12 protein-coding genes are annotated in these 14,152 nt (G+C 62.8%); 3 read left to right on the top strand and 9 right to left on the bottom strand.

Annotation, left to right across the window (positions count from 1 at the left end; genetic code table 11):
* Positions 1–23 precede the first annotated feature (23 nt).
* The 5 genes from clpB to B3M53_RS04815 form a co-directional block, all read right to left on the bottom strand.
* Positions 24–2,645: an ATP-dependent chaperone ClpB gene (gene clpB / locus B3M53_RS04835; RefSeq protein WP_273020382.1), complete on the bottom strand. Its 2,622-nt coding sequence runs from the start codon at positions 2,643–2,645 to the stop codon at positions 24–26.
* A gap of 281 nt (positions 2,646–2,926) precedes the next feature.
* Positions 2,927–3,814, bottom strand: a complete 888-nt coding sequence (gene speE, locus B3M53_RS04830) for a polyamine aminopropyltransferase (RefSeq protein ID WP_273020381.1) — start codon at positions 3,812–3,814, stop codon at positions 2,927–2,929.
* Between the two features lie 152 nt (positions 3,815–3,966).
* Positions 3,967–4,416 carry an adenosylmethionine decarboxylase gene (speD, locus tag B3M53_RS04825; RefSeq protein ID WP_022701393.1) on the bottom strand — a complete coding sequence of 150 codons (450 nt, stop codon included), beginning with the start codon at positions 4,414–4,416 and terminating at the stop codon, positions 3,967–3,969.
* Positions 4,417–4,472: 56 nt separating this feature from the next.
* Positions 4,473–5,528 (bottom strand): 1,9-bis(guanidino)-5-aza-nonane synthase, encoded by a 1,056-nt coding sequence (locus B3M53_RS04820; protein ID WP_273020380.1) that lies wholly within the window; start codon positions 5,526–5,528, stop codon positions 4,473–4,475.
* A gap of 2 nt (positions 5,529–5,530) precedes the next feature.
* On the bottom strand, positions 5,531–6,784 hold the full coding sequence (locus B3M53_RS04815) for a type III PLP-dependent enzyme (RefSeq protein ID WP_273020379.1): 1,254 nt from the start codon (positions 6,782–6,784) through the stop codon (positions 5,531–5,533).
* Positions 6,785–7,123: 339 nt separating this feature from the next.
* Here B3M53_RS04815 and B3M53_RS04810 point away from each other — a divergent pair, with 339 nt between their 5' ends.
* The 3 genes from B3M53_RS04810 (at position 7,124) to B3M53_RS04800 (ending at position 9,374) form a co-directional block, all read left to right on the top strand.
* Positions 7,124–8,344 (top strand): substrate-binding domain-containing protein, encoded by a 1,221-nt coding sequence (locus B3M53_RS04810; RefSeq protein WP_273020378.1) that lies wholly within the window; start codon positions 7,124–7,126, stop codon positions 8,342–8,344.
* 125 nt (positions 8,345–8,469) lie between these two features.
* Complete coding sequence (locus B3M53_RS04805; protein WP_022701389.1) at positions 8,470–9,123, top strand: MarC family protein; 654 nt, start codon at positions 8,470–8,472, stop codon at positions 9,121–9,123.
* A gap of 74 nt (positions 9,124–9,197) precedes the next feature.
* On the top strand, positions 9,198–9,374 hold the full coding sequence (locus tag B3M53_RS04800) for a hypothetical protein (protein ID WP_273020377.1): 177 nt from the start codon (positions 9,198–9,200) through the stop codon (positions 9,372–9,374).
* A gap of 1 nt (position 9,375) precedes the next feature.
* Here the strand turns inward: B3M53_RS04800 and B3M53_RS04795 are convergent, their stop codons facing one another.
* The 4 genes from B3M53_RS04795 to B3M53_RS04780 form a co-directional block, all read right to left on the bottom strand.
* Positions 9,376–10,920 (bottom strand): bifunctional GNAT family N-acetyltransferase/carbon-nitrogen hydrolase family protein, encoded by a 1,545-nt coding sequence (locus B3M53_RS04795; protein WP_022701387.1) that lies wholly within the window; start codon positions 10,918–10,920, stop codon positions 9,376–9,378.
* Between the two features lie 144 nt (positions 10,921–11,064).
* On the bottom strand, positions 11,065–11,898 hold the full coding sequence (aguB, locus tag B3M53_RS04790; RefSeq protein ID WP_160093277.1) for an N-carbamoylputrescine amidase: 834 nt from the start codon (positions 11,896–11,898) through the stop codon (positions 11,065–11,067).
* On the bottom strand, positions 11,898–13,082 hold the full coding sequence (locus B3M53_RS04785; protein WP_273020376.1) for a serine hydrolase domain-containing protein: 1,185 nt from the start codon (positions 13,080–13,082) through the stop codon (positions 11,898–11,900). Before B3M53_RS04785 ends, aguB begins: the two co-directional genes overlap by 1 nt.
* A gap of 4 nt (positions 13,083–13,086) precedes the next feature.
* Positions 13,087–14,103: an agmatine deiminase family protein gene (locus B3M53_RS04780; protein WP_273020375.1), complete on the bottom strand. Its 1,017-nt coding sequence runs from the start codon at positions 14,101–14,103 to the stop codon at positions 13,087–13,089.
* Positions 14,104–14,152 lie beyond the last annotated feature (49 nt).

Genomic DNA, 14,152 nt, shown 5'->3' with positions numbered 1-14,152 from the left:
CTCTTTTTGAGGCTCTCACGGGCCTATTGAATGACCGCAGCCTTGGGCGGCTGGGCGTTCCGGCTCACGGCCTTGCCGTTCACCATGAGCGCATCGCCTTCAGTTGAGACTTTCAACGTCTCGCCGTCATGCAGGCTGCCTTCCAGGATGAGCCGGGCCAGCGGGTCCTGCAGCTCTTTCTGGATCACCCGTTTCAGAGGCCGCGCCCCGTAAGCGGGGTCATAGCCCTTGGTCGCCAGCCATTGCCGCGCGCCGTCATCAAGCTCCAGCGTCATGCGGCGATCTTCCAGCAGCGCTTCCAGACGCTTGAGCTGGATGTCGACAATCGCGCCCATATGCTCCTCGGCCAGACGACGGAACAGGATGATCTCGTCAATCCGGTTCAGGAATTCTGGGCGGAAGGCGCCGCGCACCACATCCATCACCTGATCACGGGCCTCCTCGACATCGCCGGACAACAGGAATTCCGAGCCGAGATTGGACGTCATGATCAGGATGGTGTTGCGGAAATCCACCGTGCGGCCCTGGCCATCGGTCAGGCGGCCGTCGTCAAGCACCTGCAAGAGCACGTTGAAGACGTCCGGGTGGGCTTTCTCCACCTCGTCAAACAACACCACCTGATAGGGTCGGCGCCGCACGCTTTCTGTCAGCGCGCCACCTTCTTCATAACCGACATAGCCCGGAGGCGCGCCGATCAGACGGGCGACGGAGTGTTTCTCCATGTATTCCGACATATCCATCCGCGTGATCGCGGTTTCGTCGTCAAACAGGAACTCCGCCAACGCCTTGGTCAGTTCGGTCTTGCCCACGCCCGTGGGCCCCAGGAACAGGAAGGAGCCGATGGGACGGTTGGGGTCTTTCAGACCCGCGCGCGAGCGGCGAACGGCGTCAGAGACCGCTTGCAGCGCCTCTTCCTGACCGACCACGCGTTTGCGCAATCCGTCTTCCATCTTCAGAAGCTTCTCGCGCTCACCTTCCAGCATCTTGTCCACCGGCACGCCGGTCCAGCGGCTGACCACGGCGGCGATCTGCTCTTCGTCCACCACTTCCTTGACCAGCGCGGAGTCATTGGCGGCGCCGTCGGCGGCGTCCTCGGCCTCCTTGAGCTGTTTTTCCAGCTGTGGGATCTGGCCGTATTTCAGCTCGGACGCCTTGCCCAGATCGCCCCGACGCTCGGCGTCGGCGAGTTCGGCGCGCAGACGATCCAGCCGCTCCTTGATCTCGGTGGAGGAGGCCAGCTTGTCCTTCTCCGCACGCCAGGCGGCGGTCAGCTCGGCGGACCGGCCTTCCAGCTCGGACAGCTCCTTGTGCAACGCCTCAAGCCGCTGCTTGGAGGCGTCATCGCCTTCCTTCTTCAGCGCTTCGGCCTCGATCTTCAGCTGGATGATCCGGCGGTCGAGCTCATCAAGCTCTTCGGGCTTTGAATCCACCTGCATGCGCAAACGCGCCGAAGCCTCGTCCATCAGGTCGATCGCCTTGTCGGGCAGGAAGCGGTCGGTGATATAGCGGTTGGACAAGGTCGCCGCCGCCACGATGGCGCCGTCCGCGATGCGCACGCCATGGTGCACTTCGTATTTCTCTTTCAACCCGCGCAGAATGGAGACGGTGTCCTCCACGCTCGGCTCTTCCACGAAGACCGGCTGGAAGCGCCGCGCCAGCGCCGCGTCCTTCTCCACATGCTTGCGGTATTCATCCAGCGTCGTCGCGCCCACGCAATGCAGCTGACCGCGGGCCAGCGCTGGCTTCAAGAGGTTGGACGCGTCCATCGCGCCATCGGTCTTGCCCGCGCCCACCAGCGTGTGCATTTCGTCGATGAAGAGGATGATCTGGCCGTTGGCGGACTCCACTTCATTGAGCACCGACTTCAGGCGTTCCTCAAACTCGCCACGGTATTTCGCGCCTGCGATCAGAGAGCCCATGTCGAGCGCCAGGAGTTTCTTGTCCTTGAGACTCTCCGGCACGTCGCCATTGACGATGCGCAGCGCCAGGCCTTCGGCGATGGCGGTCTTGCCCACGCCCGGCTCGCCGATCAGCACCGGATTGTTCTTGGTGCGGCGCGACAGCACCTGAATGGCGCGGCGGATTTCCTCGTCGCGGCCAATCACCGGGTCGAGCTTGCCTTCACGCGCCACTTCGGTGAGGTCGCGGGCGTATTTCTTGAGCGCTTCATAGGTGTCCTCGGCCGATTGCGTATCGGCAGTGCGGCCCTGGCGCAGATCATTGACGGCGGTGTTGAGCGCCTGGGGCGTGACGCCCGCCTGGGTGAGGATTTCCTCGGCCTTCTGGCCTTTAACAAGGCTCAGCCCCTGCAACAGCCGCTCGGCGGTCACATACTGGTCGCCCGCCTTCTTGGCGGCGTCTTCAGCGGATGAGAATACTTCCGCGGTCTTCGGCGCCAGATAAATCTGTCCGGTCGCGCTCTCCACCTTGGGAAGCGCGCCCAGCGCCCGGTCGGTCAGGTCCGCGGCCAGATCGGGACGACCACCCGCCGCCTTGATCAGATTGACCGCCAGCTGCTGGTCGTCATCCAGCAACGCCTTGAGGATATGCTCGGGCGAAAAATGCTGGTTCTTGTTCTTGAGGGCGAGTCCCTGCGCCTCTTGCAGGACGCTGCGGGCCCGGTCGGTGAATTTTTCAAAGTCCATAATCATGTCTCCTGAGTGTCAGCGAGACAGGCGGGGCCGGTGACCTTCTTGGAAGCATCCCCACACCGCCCTGTCACCTCTCGAAGTAGGTGTTGCATATCCAGCACACAAGAGGCTGGGCGGGTAAAGAGGCGAACGGTCGCAGGGAGGAAGGGGCAGTGGCGTTAGAGCGGGCGAAGGCTGTCCCTCTCCCCTTGGCCAAGGAGGAGAGGGGAAGTGACACCCAAACAAAAAAGGCGGCGCAGTCGCCTGCGCCGCCTCTCAATCCTCATGCCTGGCCCTTACGCGATTTTCTCTGCGATATAGGGCGGCAGGGCAAAGCTGCCCTTGTGGATCTCGGGGCTGTAATACTTGGTCTTTATGTTCAGCGCCGCAAAGCGCTCGCGAATGGTGACGATATCGCGATCAAAGGTCGCGCCGTCATTCGTGGCGAAGCCCAGCGCCATGAAGCCGCCCGAAAACGCCGGCACGCAGATCAGGTAAAAGCCTGAATGCGCAAACAGCGCCTTGAAGCTGTCGGAGGTGGATTTCACCGGCTCGGGGTGGATCGCGGCGAGCCCGGACTGGGTGACGATGACGCCGCCCTCGTTCAGGAGCTTGGAGCACGCGGTATAAAATTCACGGGTGAACAGCACCGCGCTCGGCCCGACCGGGTCCGAGGAGTCAATAAGGATCAGGTCGAACGTGTCGGTGGTCTCCTCGACATATTTCGAGCCGTCCGCGATCACCACATTGACGCGCGAATCCTCGAACGAGCCCTGGGAGACGTCCGGGAACCATTTTTTCGAGAACTCGATCACATCGGGGTCGATCTCGACGAGGGTGATGGACTCCACACCCTTGTGCTTGAGCATTTCGCGCATGGCGCCGCCATCGCCGCCGCCCACGATCAGCACGCGCTTGACCGCGCCGTGCGACAAGAGCGGCACGTGGCTGACCATCTCGTGATAGATGAACTCGTCGGCCATGGAGACCTGGACCAGACCGTCAATCGCCAGCACGCGGCCGTTCTCATTGTTCTCGAAGACGATCAGGTCCTGAACGTCGGACGCTTCGGCGTACAGAAGCTTGTCGATGCGCAGGCCGTTGCCGATGCCCTCGCTCAGGGATTCCCGGAACCACAGATCGCCATTGGCGTCGCGATAGGTGTGCTTGGGGGTGTCGGTCATGAAACTCTCCTGATGGCGCGTGCAGGAACGCTAGGGGGCGGGACGCGGGGTTTACTCGCGCCCACGCCGCGTGAAGGCAAGGAAAAATATGAAAAGGAGCGGCTCCTCACAGAACCGCTCCCCTATCAGTCAGCCCGTCGGGCGAAGTGCGCTTACGCGCCCTCGCCGCGCAGGATTTCAGTGACGCGCACCTCGGCGGCCTCAAAGGCTTCCTTGAGGATCGCCACAGCCTTGATCGGCTGGGCGTCGCCGCACATGAACACGTCGAACGCCGCATAATCACGCTCGGGCCAGGTGTGGGTCGAGATGTGGCTTTCCGCCAGCACCGCCACGCCCGACACGCCGCCATTGGGCTCGAAAACGTGCGTATGGATGTGCAGAAGCGTTGCGCCGCAAGCGGTCACGCAATCGCGGAACGCCTGCTGGATGCGGTCTTCATCGGTCAGGTGACGCGCGCCCATCAGATCGATGATCAGATGGCGACCGGCCACCTGTTTGCCGTCGACCATGATGAAGTGATCAAGATCGTCTTTGGCGTTGGCGTCGACCGGTTCGAAGTCGGTGTTGTACTGGGGGCTGTCCGCCAGGGTCAGTCCGTCCATGAGAAGGTCCCTTCCATGTGGGAACGCGGCGCGTCGGCCGCGCTCAGTCCCGTGTTCTAAAAAGCGTCGTTGAAAAGGTCGGCGAACCGACGGCGGGGGCGCTGTTTCCAGGCGCCGCGGTGATAGACGTCCGAGACGATGACCGGAGCCACAGTGGTGGCTTCGGCGAACACCATCTGCTCCAGCGCCACATCCACCTTGCCCCAGGAACACGCTTCCTTGAGGGTCGAGGACGAACAGGCGCCGTCGCGAACGTCGGCCACGGTGATCTGCACCGCGTATTTGTGCATTTCCACGTCTTCGTGGCCGAGGATTTCTGCACAGACGACCGTGTCTTGCGCGAAGTTCTTCGGCACGCCGCCGCCCACCATGAACAGGCCGGTCGAGCCCGCCTTGATCTTGATGTCGGTCAGTTCGCGGAAATCGGCGACGGAATCGATGGACACATAGCCCTCGCCCGCCTTGATCCGGTTCACCTGGTGTTTGACGAGGCCGAACCCGGCCGAGCAGTCAGAGAACGCCGGCACGAAGATCGGCACGCCATGGCGATAGCACTCTTCAATCAAAGAGCCCTCTTTCTTGGCGTTGCCGTCCGCGAGCCATTTGCCCATCGCCTTGATGAAGGCGCGTGAGCTGATCGGACCATTGGGCAGGCTGTCAGCGATGTCGCCGATGATGTGGTCGCACGCCTGCAGGTCTTCCTCGTCGATATAGGTGTCGTAAATGCGGTCGATATAGAGGTCGCGCAGCACCCGGTCGTCAGGAATCTCTTTGGCCTGGTAGTGCTTGAAACCCACCGCCTCGAAGAAATCCATGTCCACGATGGACGCGCCCGTGGCCACGACGGCGTCGACCATGTTGTTGCGGATCATGTCCCGCCACACATGCATGCAACCGCCCGCGGACGTAGAGCCCGCCAGCGTCAGGATCACCGAGCAGTCGGGATCTTCCTGCGAAGCCTGCAGGATGCGCGCAGCCCGCGCCGCATCGCGGGAGGTGAAGCTCATCTTCTCCCAGGCGTCGATGATCACGCGGCCATCAAAGCTCGCAATGTCGATATGTTCGACCGGGCTGGAGAGCAGCTCGGCCTTGCGGTTTGAGGTGTCAGCCATCCTCAACGCCTTTTCATGATGCGGTTACGACGACGCCGGTTGAGGCGCGGAAAAGAGACCACGCGGTCGCTCTCGTCATCGTGTCCCATGGCGACATCCGCCACCGGACGGTCATAGACAGAGGCCCAGGGGAAGTCGGACACCGTTTCGGTCTCCACCTCTCCGAATCCATTGAAACGGGTGGCCATGGCGACCCCGTATGCGCCCATGAGCGCAAACTCGATCACATCGCCCTCGGACAAATCCGCAGGCAGCTCGATCGGCGCCGCGACCGCGTCAATGGCGTCACAGGTCGGCCCGTACAGACGGAAGGCCGCGGTCTGAGCGCTCGGCTCCCCCTTGGGACGGTGCACGCGGATCGGATAGGGCCACTTCATGTGGACCAGATCGAACAACGTGCCGTAAGCGCCGTCATTGAGGTAAACCTGATCGCCCTTGACCAGCTCGACGCGGGTCAGGATCGACGTCGCTTCCGCGCACAGCGCCCGGCCCGGCTCGCACCACAGATCGGCGTTCTCGAGAACCATCATCTCCTCGAACGCGTTCTCGATAGCGGCCACATATTCAGACAATGGCGGCGGCGTCATGCCGGGATAGGCGACAGGGAACCCCCCGCCCACATCCACGATATCCACGGTGACGGCCGCGCGCTTGATCAGGCGCGACACATCCAGCATCGCTGCGCGATAGGCGCTCGGCGCCATGCACTGGCTGCCCACGTGGAAGCTCACGCCCAACTCGTCGGCATAGGCGCGAACGCGCTGGATCAGGTCCACCGCAACGTCTTCGGACGCACCGAACTTGCCCGCCAGCGGCAGGGTCGCGCCGTCATTGGAGACAGCGATCCGCACCACCAGGGTCAGATCCTTGGCGTAGCCGGTCTCGGCGAGAATCTTTTCAAGCTCGGCCTCGCAGTCGAGCACGAAAATGCGCACGCCATGATCAAAATAGGCCGAGTGAATAGCCCGACGGCTTTTCACCGGATGCATGAAGGCCATGGTGGCGTCCGGACAGCGTGACGCAATCAACTCAACTTCGTTGAGCGACGCCACGTCGAACCAGCGCATGCCAGCCGCGTACAGAGTATCAATCACCCACGCAGACGGGTTTGACTTGACCGCGTAGAGAACTTCGCCGGGAAAATTGTTCTGGAACCAGGATGCCGCAATCGTCAGTCGATCGGGCCGCGCGCAGGCGACCGGGCCTTCGACAGGCCGAGAGCGGACCAGGTCCAGGGGCGTATGGTAATGAGACAACTCACGGAACCCCCTGCTTGTTGTTAACCCAATCCGGCATCGAGCGGATCGCCTCCGCCGGGACGGCGCGAATTAAATCCTGTGACCCGTCATGTAAAGCTGAAAATCCGCGCGCCATAATTTTTTTTCGTCGGGGCCTGAGCCGTTTCATCCCTGCCTGCTTGTGTCTGCTTCACAAAGGGGTCAACTAATCAGACCCTTGGACGTTTCAAGCGTGGCGCGTGACCTCTGCGCCATTGCGCCGTCAAGAATGGCTTGCACGCCCGTCATAAAACTGATGCATCCCTCACGTTAGAAGAACCAACGCCGCCGACGATGAAAAGTTCCGGGAGAGACGCCATGCCAAAATTCCGCGCCGATCGCCTGCTCCTCGTTTTCGCAGCGCTCAGCCTGATGGCCTGCGGCGAGCCGCGCGAAGACATAGTGCTGCTTGATGAACCCGCGGCGCCAGCCGCAACCGCCCGCACCGAATCCCAACCCCTGGGCGCGGGCGTCGGCGGTCGCGATGGTCTGCGCATGGTGGGCTCGTCCACCGTCTTCCCCTTCGCCACTGCGGTGGCTGAGAATTTCGGCGCGAAGAGCACCTTCCCCACTCCGGTGGTGGAAGCCACCGGCACGGGCGGCGGGATGAACTTGTTCTGCGCCGGTGTCGGGCTGGGCTTTCCGGACCTGACGGGGGCGTCGCGCCCCATCAAGGCGACCGAGTATCAGCTGTGCCAGGACAATGGCGTGGTCGCCATCACCGAGATCCCGATCGGCTATGACGGCATCGTTCTGGGCAATTCAATCAGCTCGGACGCAATGGACATCGAGCGTGTGCAACTGTTTCTGGCGCTCGCCGCAGAAACCCCGATGCCGATCACGGAACAAGGCGAGCCGCTTTTCGACGACCAGGGCGCCTTGAGCGAAGGGCGCAGCTTTGGCGAGATCGCCGGCTTTTCATGCCACAGATTCATTCCCAACCCCTTCCAGCGCTGGTCTGACATCTCCTCTGATCTGCCCGCGGAACGCATTGAAGTCTTCGGCCCGCCGCCCACGTCAGGCACACGCGACGCCTTTGTCGAACTGGACATGATCATGGGCGCGCGGGAAGTGGAGTGCCTGTCAGCCCTGTCCGAAAGCGACGAGCATATGTTTGAGCGTCTCGCCTCTCGCATCCGCGAGGACGGCGCCTGGGTGGATGCAGGCGAGAACGACAACACCATCGTGCAAACGCTGGCCAATTCCCCCACCGCGTTCGGAATATTCGGCTATTCCTTCCTGGAGCAGAATGGCGACCGCATCCAGGCGGCCCGGATCGACGGCATCACCCCGAGCTATGAGAACATCTCCAACGGCGTTTATCCGGGCTCGCGTTCCTTGTTCGTCTACGTCAAGAACCAGCATGTGGGCGTCGCGCCAGGCCTTCTCCCCTTTGTCGAAGAGCTCACCAGCGAGGACGCCTGGGGTCCGTTCGGCTATCTGGCCGAGCGTGGCCTGATCGCCTTGCCGGAGATGCGCCGTCAGGAGGCCGCACAAAGCGCGCGCGCCCTGACGCCCATGCAGACCCCGGAGCAGTAATCGCGCGACGCCCTGTCCCGCGTCCTGCGTTATGACAGGGCGGACTTGCAAGGACGCGGCCTCGCCAAGGCTGTGCGGGCGTGTTAGGCCGAAACCGTATTGCACGGTTCGAACTGGGGACACCTATGGACGCGATGGATCTGAGCCTTTTGACGGCCTCTCTGGTCACCTTTTTCGTGGTGATCGACCCGATCGGCGTGGCTCCGATTTTCGCAAGCCTGACCGAAGGCTCCACCCCGGCGCACCGGCGAGTGATGGCCATCAAGTCGGTCCTGATCGCGACGGCTGTCCTGTTTGGCTTCGCCTATCTGGGCGAATGGCTCCTCAGCGCTCTGCATGTGAGCCTGGACGCTTTCCGCGCCGCGGGCGGCGTGCTTCTGTTCATGCTCGCGCTCGACATGATTTTCGAGACCCGCTCCAAGCGCCGTGAAGAACGCGCGGAAGCGCTGAATGAAGCGGATGAGGAAATCGCGGGCACCAACGAAGACATCTCCGTCTTCCCCATGGCCATCCCCATGCTGGCCGGTCCCGGCGCCATCGCCTCCATCATGCTGTTCATGAATGAAGCGGAAGGCCTGGGCGGCCAGGCCATGGTCTTCATCGGCATGGGCGCCAATCTTGTTCTGTGCCTCGGTCTGTTCCTGGCCGTGGGCGCGATCATGAAACTGATCGGCGATACGCTGGCCGCGATGATCACCCGTATCCTGGGCGTGATTCTGGCGGCGCTGGCGGCTCAGTTCATCTTTGACGGCATCAGAGGCGCGCTTCTGGCCGGCTAGGCGCGTCGCTCTTACCAATTGTTAGCGGGTGCGGGTGTAAGCTCTCCTTCTGTTGATGTGGGAGCCTGCATTCCGTGTCGTTCCGTCTGATCATACTCGCCTTCGCGGCGATCACCGCCATTGGCGGACTGCTGGCGGGCGCGCTCAGCTTGATGGGCGGGGCGCTGGATCAGGCCGTGGCGTTCACCTGGCCCGGCCTGGCTGGCGCTGTAGCGCTGGCGCTGATCGCCCCCGGTCGTCCCGCCAAGTAGTCTAGCCGCGGTCTTTCCAGACAATCCGATAAAGATCGAACCGGCGGTCGCGCAGATTGCGCACCGTGCCCGACCGGCGCGCCTGCACGAGGTCATCCAGGTGCAGGTCCGCCACGGCGATCGTCTCCACGTTCTCGCTGGTTTCAGCCGCAATGCCGTCCCGCGCAAACGGGAAGTCGCACGGCGTCAGGATCGCGCTCTGGGCGTAGTTGATGTCCATGTTCTCGACGCCGGGCAGATTGCCGACATTGCCCGCGGTGACGACGTAGAGCTGGTTCTCGATGGCGCGCGCATGGGCGCAATAGCGCACCCGCAAATGACCGCCCCGATCATCGGTGGCGTAGGGGGCGAAAATGATCTTCGCGCCTTCATCAGCGAGGCGTCGGGCCAGCTCAGGGAATTCGGTATCGTAACAGATCAGAACGCCCACAGGACCGCAATCGGTAGGAATGGTGGCGACCGCATCGCCGCCCTTGATGTTCCACCAATAGCGCTCGTTCGGCGTGGGGTGGATCTTCTCCTGTGCGTGCACCGAGCCGTCGCGCAGGAAGACATAGGCGACGTTCTGGATGTCGCCGTCATCGGTGCGCGTGGGGTGGGAACCGCCGACAATGTTGATGTTGTAGCGCACGGCCAGCGTGCTCATCAGCTCGACGAAGCCCGGCGTATGACGCGACAGGGCGGCGATGCTTTCCTCGGGCGTCAGCTTGCGCTTTTCAAGCGCCAGCAGGGCCACGGTGAACATTTCAGGAAAGACGCAGAAATCGGCGCGATAGTCGGAGCAAACCTCGACGAAATATTCGACGTTGCGCTCAAACTCCTTGAGCGTCTCCATCGAGCGCATAGCCATCTGGATCGCCGCCACCCGCACGGTGTTGGGCGTGGGCCGGTTCACCGGGCCATTGCTCTCCACATACATGGGGTTGCGCCAGACCATGCGCGCCGCGGCGCCGCCTGAATCCGCATCGTCGGGCAGATAGCCCTTGAGGACGCCTGCGGGCTCATACCCCATCCGCATCTGGAAGTTCAGAACCGGATCGCGCAGTTCATTGTTGACCACGGCGTCGAGATAATCCTGCGGGGTCGGGTATTGCTTGCGCTTGCGGCGAAAGCCCGCCATGCGGCCGCCAAACACGACGCCCTTCAGCCCCCATTCCTCACACAGAGCCTTGCGCGCGTCATAAAGGCGCTGACCAATGCGCAACCGGCGGCGGCTGGGGTCCACCGCCACTTCCATGCCGTACACCCAGTCGCCATCGGGATCGTGTCGAGCCGCAAACCCACCCCCGGTGATAGACGCCCAGCTATGGCGGGAGAACGCAGCCTCTTCATCAATGATGAAACTGGCGCACCAGCCCACCAGGTCGCCTTCGTATTCGACCACGAACTGGCCTTCGGGGAAGTTCGCGATCTGACCGCGGATCATGGCGGGGGTATCGGGATCCCAGCCCGGATAGGCGCGCTCCTGCAGGTCCAGAATGGCGGGCACGTCAGACAATGTGGCGGTTCGGACCAGAAGTTTTGCGGAGCGGCGGGTCTGGGTCATCAAAAGTCCCTTCTGGACACCATAAACGGCGCTGCGCCTCCCCGAAGGTCGCGCCGCGCCGCCTTGAATTCATCATGTCGGCGCATGCCGACTTCAGCCTACAAACGCACCAAGCGCGCAAAGGTTGCCCGGCTTGCGCAGCGCCTAGAGATACAGGTCCGGCCGCCGATCGCGGAAGAAGCCCCAGGCCGCCCGAAAAGTATCGAGGTCCTTGCGGTTGAACGTGGCGGTCAGAACCCCGGTCTCGGTCCGCCCCAACTCGGCCTTCACCGCGCCAGTATTGTCGGTGATGAAGCTGGTGCCGTAGAAAACCTGTCCGTCCTCGTCGCCGATCCGGTTGGCGGCGCCCACGGGGATGCAATTGGACACCGCGTGTCCCTGCATCGCCCGGCGCCAGGCCGCCGCCGTGTCCATCTCCGGCGCCTGGGGTTCAGCGCCGATAGCGGTGGGGTAGAGCAGCATTTCAGCGCCCAGCAGCGTCATGGAACGCGCAGCCTCAGGGAACCATTGGTCCCAGCAAATGCCCACGCCCACCTTGCCGAACTTCGTATCCCAGACCTTGAAACCGGTATCGCCGGGCCGGAAGTAATACTTCTCCTGATAGCCCGGCCCGTCAGGGATATGGCTCTTGCGGTAAACGCCCAGCGCCTGGCCGCCCGCATCCACCATGACCATGGAGTTGTAATACTGTGGTCCGTCACGCTCATAGATCGAGACGGGGATGGCCACGTCCAGTTCCTGGGCGAGCTTCTGCATGGCGATGACGCACGGATGCTCCAGCGCCGGATAGGCCGTCGCGAACCAGTCCTCGACCTGGGTCTTGCAGAAATACGGTCCCTGGAACAGTTCGGGCGGCAAGATCACTTGCGCCCCCTGCCCGGCCGCGTCGCGCACCAGCTCTGAAATCGTCTTAATATTGTCGTCCATGCTCGCGTTCAGCGACGCTTGCAGAACGCCCATGGTGAAAGTGTCGGTCATCATCTCATCCGCGCGATGGCGTCATCGACGAAGGCCCCGGGGCCGTCGCCGGTGCGCATGTCCATAGCCGTCGGCCACAGCAGACGCGGCAATCCCACATCCGCATTCCATAAAGCGACGAAGGCGAAACCGGTTTCAGGCTCCAGCACGACCTGCGAGCCATAGCCCGCCAGCGCGCCGCCATGAACGATCAGGGTGCGTTCGCCCTGCCAGTCATAAATGCGCCAGCCCAGCCCGTAAGACGTATCCTGAACGCGGCCCAGACGGCGCAGATTGCGCGTTTCGCGCAAGGAGCGGGTTTGTGGCGTGTGCGCACGCTCCACGCCCAGTGACGACAAGCCAAAGCCTTCAGGGTCCATCTGCGCCTGCGCCCAGATGATCAGATCATTGAGGCTGAGCGACACGCCCGCCGCCGCCGGCAGGGTGTCGTAATCGGTCGCAGTCCCGCCCAGCCTTTGCCGACGCCCGAAATGCGGCGCGGCATAGCTCTCCGCGCGCGTCAGGTTTTCCGCGCCGAACCCGGCGCTGTGCATGCCCAGCGGATCAAACAGATAGGTCTGGACCGCCTCGGGATAGCTTTGCCCGGTCGCGTCCTCGATCAGGTCACGCACCACGTCAAAAGCGACGTTCTGATAAGTATAACACGCGCCCGTCTGACACAGCAGAGGCACTTCGGTCAGTCGCGCCCGCACGGTGTGTGCGTCCTGCCCCGCCTCGATCAGATTGTCATAAGCGTTCGGCGGCAATCCGGTCTGGTGGCTCGCGAGCTCGCGCCAAGTCGGTTGGCGGGCGCCGCCAAGATCCAGCACGGTTTCAGGCACGCGCGCATCCAGACTGACCAGCCCCGCTTCATCCAGAAGGCCCAGCATGGTGCCCGCAAAGGTTTTCGAAACCGACGCCAGGCGGAACACCGTATCCGCCGTCACGGCCTCGCCCGAACCGCGCACTGTTTCCCCGGAGGTGTAGATCGCCACCGGCTCGCCATTTTCCAGGATCGCCGCGGCGAAGCCCACCATACGATCATGGCGGGCGACATCAGCGACTTCGAGCTGGAAAGCATCAAGATAGTCAAGGGCTTGCTCAACAGCCAACATGGGCTCTTCGAGCTCCGGCGTTGGCGTCGTCGCCGCCGTATCGGAGAAAGCCAGGGTCAGAGCGCTGAGCGGTAAAGCAAGAGCAATCAATGTATCATCCAGCCTGATCGGGTTGATTACACGTGACGCAATGGAACGCGCCGCCACCTGTCAGGATATGGTTTGCCGGGCTGGCGACAACCTCATGATCAGGAAAAGCGTGGGAAAGTGCGCGCACCGCCGCCTCGGAATGACGGTTATAGGCCGGCATCACCACATGGCGCGGCCCGATGATCCAGTTCATGTGAGACGCGGCGGCCGGGCCGCCATCTTCGCCTGCGACAAAGCCCGGCGAGGCAATTTCAATCACTTTCAAAGACCGGCCTTTGGCGTCCGTGGCCGCTTTGAGCGCGCGAATTGTGCGGGCATAGAGTGCGGTGTTGGGATCGCCCAGCCCTGAAGGACGTTGGGTCACAACGACGCCCGGCGCTGCGAACCGCGCCAGATTGTCGATATGACCGTCAGTATGATCGCCTGCCAGCCCGTCATCAAGCCAGATCACTTTCTCCACGCCGCAAACGCGTTTCAAATCGGCTTCGACCTGAGCGGCTTTGAGCTTGGGGTTGCGATTGGGGTTGAGCACCACATCACGCGTGGTGAGCACAGTGCCGTCGCCATCAAACTCCAGCGCGCCGCCTTCACAGATCCAGTCGAGCGTCTCGACCTGCGCGCCCGCCTGTTTGGCGATCACGGCGCCAATGGTCTCGTCGCCCGGATATTCGTACTTGCCGCCCCAGCCGTTGAACTTGAAGCGAAGCGCTTTCAGCCCCTCTGAGGAGGTCACGAACACCGGGCCAGTGTCGCGAGTCCAGACATCGCCATAGGGCGCGCGTACATAGGTCGCGCGATCTCCCATGGCGCGGCGTGCGCTCGCCTCGGTCTCGGCGTTCGCCACATAGATCGTCAGCGGCTGCGCCTTGCCTGCAGCGCCCGGCGCGGCGGCGAGGGTCAGAAAACGGGCGAACTCCTCGCGCGCGCCCTCCAGCGCATCGGCCCAATCCTCATGATAGGGCCAAGCGGTGTGAATGACGGTTTGAGGGGCGGTTTCGTGGGGTACGGAGCGTGTGGTCATAAAACGCCAATATCACGCGCCGCACCCCGGCAATAGCGGATTTATCGCT

Source organism: Oceanicaulis sp. UBA2681 (assembly GCF_002354675.1).
GTDB classification, from domain to species: Bacteria; Pseudomonadota; Alphaproteobacteria; order Caulobacterales; family Maricaulaceae; genus Oceanicaulis; species Oceanicaulis alexandrii.
This window is presented reverse-complemented; position numbering and strand designations above follow the sequence as displayed.

Coding starts and splice junctions, on each gene's coding strand:
- B3M53_RS04820 (WP_273020380.1), bottom strand. CDS start 5,528: ATGGCTGACACCTCAAACCGCAAGGCCGAGCTGCTCTCCAGCCCGGTC.
- aguB (WP_160093277.1), bottom strand. CDS start 11,898: ATGACCGACACTTTCACCATGGGCGTTCTGCAAGCGTCGCTGAACGCG.
- B3M53_RS04810 (WP_273020378.1), top strand. CDS start 7,124: ATGCCAAAATTCCGCGCCGATCGCCTGCTCCTCGTTTTCGCAGCGCTC.
- B3M53_RS04780 (WP_273020375.1), bottom strand. CDS start 14,103: ATGACCACACGCTCCGTACCCCACGAAACCGCCCCTCAAACCGTCATT.
- B3M53_RS04795 (WP_022701387.1), bottom strand. CDS start 10,920: ATGACCCAGACCCGCCGCTCCGCAAAACTTCTGGTCCGAACCGCCACA.
- B3M53_RS04805 (WP_022701389.1), top strand. CDS start 8,470: ATGGACGCGATGGATCTGAGCCTTTTGACGGCCTCTCTGGTCACCTTT.
- speE (WP_273020381.1), bottom strand. CDS start 3,814: ATGACCGACACCCCCAAGCACACCTATCGCGACGCCAATGGCGATCTG.
- clpB (WP_273020382.1), bottom strand. CDS start 2,645: ATGGACTTTGAAAAATTCACCGACCGGGCCCGCAGCGTCCTGCAAGAG.
- speD (WP_022701393.1), bottom strand. CDS start 4,416: ATGGACGGACTGACCCTGGCGGACAGCCCCCAGTACAACACCGACTTC.